Genomic DNA, 3,009 nt, shown 5'->3' on the forward strand with positions numbered 1-3,009 from the left:
CGTCCTCGGCCACGAACGGCACATCCACCACATTGGTCTGACCGTTGACGGTGAAGTTGGCCTTCGCGTTGACGCTCTCACCGAACGAGGTCACCTCGATGACCTGCACCTGGACATTGGCGTCCTTGGCAGCCTGTGCCAGCCGGTTCGGCAGCTCGGGGTCGGCCGAACCGCCCTGCACGAAGTCCAGCTTCTCCTCGTTCGGGATCGAGGGATCCAGCGCGGTGTTCAGCTGCGCATTGAGCTCCTCGACGGTCGGCACCGGGGGCAGTTCCGCGGCGGCCGTTGCCGTGGCCTTGACGCTGGTGGTGGTCTTGGCGGCGGGCTTGTCACCCTTGTCGTCGCTGCACGCGCTCAGCCCGAGGGCGGCGACCACGGCCAGTCCGGCGATCGCGACACGTCCGGTCGTACGAAGCTTCAACTGCTCGTCCTTTGCGTTCGAGGTGGGAGTTCATTCGCGGAGCCGAGGCTACTACTCAATCGAGGCTTTCGAGCGGGTCGGCCCGTGTCAGGCGCTCGTCGTCGGCTGGAAACGTACGCGCCGGGCCCGGGCCTGTCGAACTCGTCTCGAAGCGGACGGTCACCACCCCGTAGCCCGCGCCCTGGACCCAGCCGTGCCCGAATTCGGGGTGGCTCACGTCCATGCCCGGAAACCATTGTCCGGCAGGAAGATGGTGTTCTTCCGGGGGTGGTGTGGTGTCTTCGACCGCCTCTGCCGCCAGGTCCTCCGGCACCGCCTGGTCGAGTTCGGGGAACAGCGATTCCTGACGCACCAGCGACAAACCGCCGTAGCCGACGCCGACCAGCCGGATCGGACCGAGTTCGGTCGGGTCGATCGCGGATCGTTGCGCGGCCGCGGCCAGGGTGGCGAGGTCGGCGGTGGCGTAGGGCAGGGTGAACGACCTGGTCACGATGCTCATGTCGGACTTCTTGAGTTTGAGCACCACGGTGCGAGCCGCGCGGCCGTCGTGTTCGAGCCTGCGGTGCGCCGATGCCGCCATGGCGGTGATGGCGGTGCGCAGGTCGGGCAGGGTGACGATGTCGCGTTCGTAGGTGTTCTCGGCGCTGATCTGCTTGGCCTCGGCGCGTTCGGTGACCGGGCGGTCGTCGATGCCGCGGGCGAGCCGGTGCAGCGCGGCGCCCATGCTGCCGCCCAGGATCGAGGCGGCCTCGGATTCCGGCAGTGCCGCGAACGCGCCGACGGTTTCGATGCCGAGGCTGCGCAGCCTGCTCTCGGCGACGGGGCCGATCCCCCACAGCTTGCGGACCGGCAGTCCGGCCAGCAGGCCGCCCTGTTCGGCGGGCGAGATCACCCGCATGCCGTCGGGTTTGGCCAGGCCGGAGCCGATCTTGGCGAGCTGTTTACCGGTGCCCGCGCCGATCGAGGCGGTGAGTCCGGTGCGCGCGTCGACCAGTTCGCGCAGCATCGCGCAGTAGTCCTCGACCTGCGCCACGCTCGCACCGGCCAGCTCGGCGGGTTCGGCGAACGCCTCGTCGAACGACAGCGTCTCCAGCACCGGGATGCGGCTGCGGAGGGTGTCGAACACCTGGGCGCTGAGCACCGAATAGACGGCGCCACGCGGCGGCACCACCACGGCCGACACGCCGATCAAGCGCCGGGCCTGATGCATCGGCATGGCCGAGCGCGCGCCGTAGACCCTGGCCTCGTAGCTGGCGCCGGCGACGACACCGCGCTGACCCGCGCCGCCGACCAGAACGGGCCTGCCACGCAGGGTCGGCCGGGTCAACTGCTCGGCCGAGGCGAAGAACGCGTCCATATCGATATGCAGCACCCAGCGGCGGGCGGTGACCGCCGCATCGGCCCTGGCCGGGACGCCGGCGGTGTTGGCGTCGGTGCTCACGCCCGCAATCTACGCGGGGCCGCCGACAGAATCGGCAGCCAGTTGACAGCCATGGCACAGCGATCACCCAGCCCGGTATGTGATGATCGGAGGATGAAGATCCGCAAGGCTGTCATTCCGGCTGCGGGAATCGGCTCCCGGCTGCTCCCGCTGACCAAGGCGACGCCGAAGGAGATGCTGCCGGTCGGCGACAAACCGGTCATCGAGCACACCGTGCGCGAGCTGGTCTCCTCCGGGATCACCGACATCACCATCGTCGTGAGCAGCGGCAAGTCGCTGATCCAGGATCACTTCCGCCCGAACCCGGCACTGGTCGCGCAGCTGCGCGCCGACGGCAAGTCCGCCTACGCCGACGCGGTGGAGGAGGTCGGTGAGCTCTCGCGCGCCGGTCACATCACCTATCTCGACCAGCACGGTCCGTACGGCAACGGCACGCCCGTGCTCAATGCCGCCCGGAACCTGGGCGACGAGCCGATGCTGGTGCTGTGGCCCGACGACGTGTTCGTCGCCACGGTGCCGCGCGCCCAGCAGCTCATCACCGCCTACGAGTCCACCGGCTGCCCCGTGCTCGCGCTGATGCCGATGGCGCCGGGCGAGTCGCAGCGCTACGGCGTGCCCGTGGTGCGCGAGGACCTCGACGACGGTCTGCTGCGCATCTCCGGCCTGATGGAGAAGCCCAAGCCCGAGGACGCGCCGTCGGCCTACGCGGCCATCGGCGGGTACGTGGTGACGCCGGGCATCATCGACGAGCTGCAGGCGCAGACCGACAACTGGTACACCCACCAGACCGGCGAGGTGTACCTGACCGACGCGATCAACAACTACGCCGCCAACCACGCGGTGTACGGGCAGGTCATCCAGGGCCGCTGGTACGACACCGGCAACCCGGCCGACTATCTGGTCGCGCAGTTCGCCTCGGCGCTGGCTCATCCCGAGTACGGGCCGCTGCTGCGCCAGCTGGTCGACTAGACAGCTGGTCGGCTATCGGGCGGCATCGCCTGACCGACCCGCTGATCCGGTGGCGGCGGGGGGGGGCGGCGAGGGCGCCGCCCCGGCCCGTACTGAGGGCAATGAGGAAGCTACAGAACAGCTAATCTCATTCTCGAATGCAATATAACGAGCCCCACACCCTGTCGAAAAGGAGTTG

The 3,009-nt window shown here is 69.0% G+C and carries 3 protein-coding genes; 1 reads left to right on the forward strand and 2 read right to left on the reverse strand.

The genetic code is table 11. The annotated features are described in order from the left end of the window. Nucleotides 1-421 (reverse strand): hypothetical protein (locus tag ACFWPJ_RS29150; RefSeq protein WP_378856160.1); only part of this gene is annotated, 421 nt, incomplete at its 3' end. A 55-nt stretch (nucleotides 422-476) separates the two neighbouring features. Next, nucleotides 477-1,778, reverse strand: a complete 1,302-nt coding sequence (locus ACFWPJ_RS29155) for a DNA polymerase IV (RefSeq protein WP_378856164.1) — start codon at nucleotides 1,776-1,778, stop codon at nucleotides 477-479. A 177-nt stretch (nucleotides 1,779-1,955) separates the two neighbouring features. On the opposite strand from ACFWPJ_RS29155, the gene ACFWPJ_RS29160 reads away from it, so the two are divergent. Continuing rightward, the gene (locus ACFWPJ_RS29160) at nucleotides 1,956-2,831 is read left to right on the forward strand and encodes a UTP--glucose-1-phosphate uridylyltransferase (RefSeq protein WP_378856162.1); all 876 of its coding nucleotides are present in this window, start codon (nucleotides 1,956-1,958) and stop codon (nucleotides 2,829-2,831) included. Nucleotides 2,832-3,009 lie beyond the last annotated feature (178 nt).

It is taken from the genome of Nocardia sp. NPDC058497 (genome assembly GCF_042720195.1).
Classification (GTDB): domain Bacteria; phylum Actinomycetota; class Actinomycetes; order Mycobacteriales; family Mycobacteriaceae; genus Nocardia.

Coding starts and splice junctions, on each gene's coding strand:
- ACFWPJ_RS29160 (WP_378856162.1), top strand. CDS start 1,956: ATGAAGATCCGCAAGGCTGTCATTCCGGCTGCGGGAATCGGCTCCCGG.
- ACFWPJ_RS29155 (WP_378856164.1), bottom strand. CDS start 1,778: ATGGACGCGTTCTTCGCCTCGGCCGAGCAGTTGACCCGGCCGACCCTG.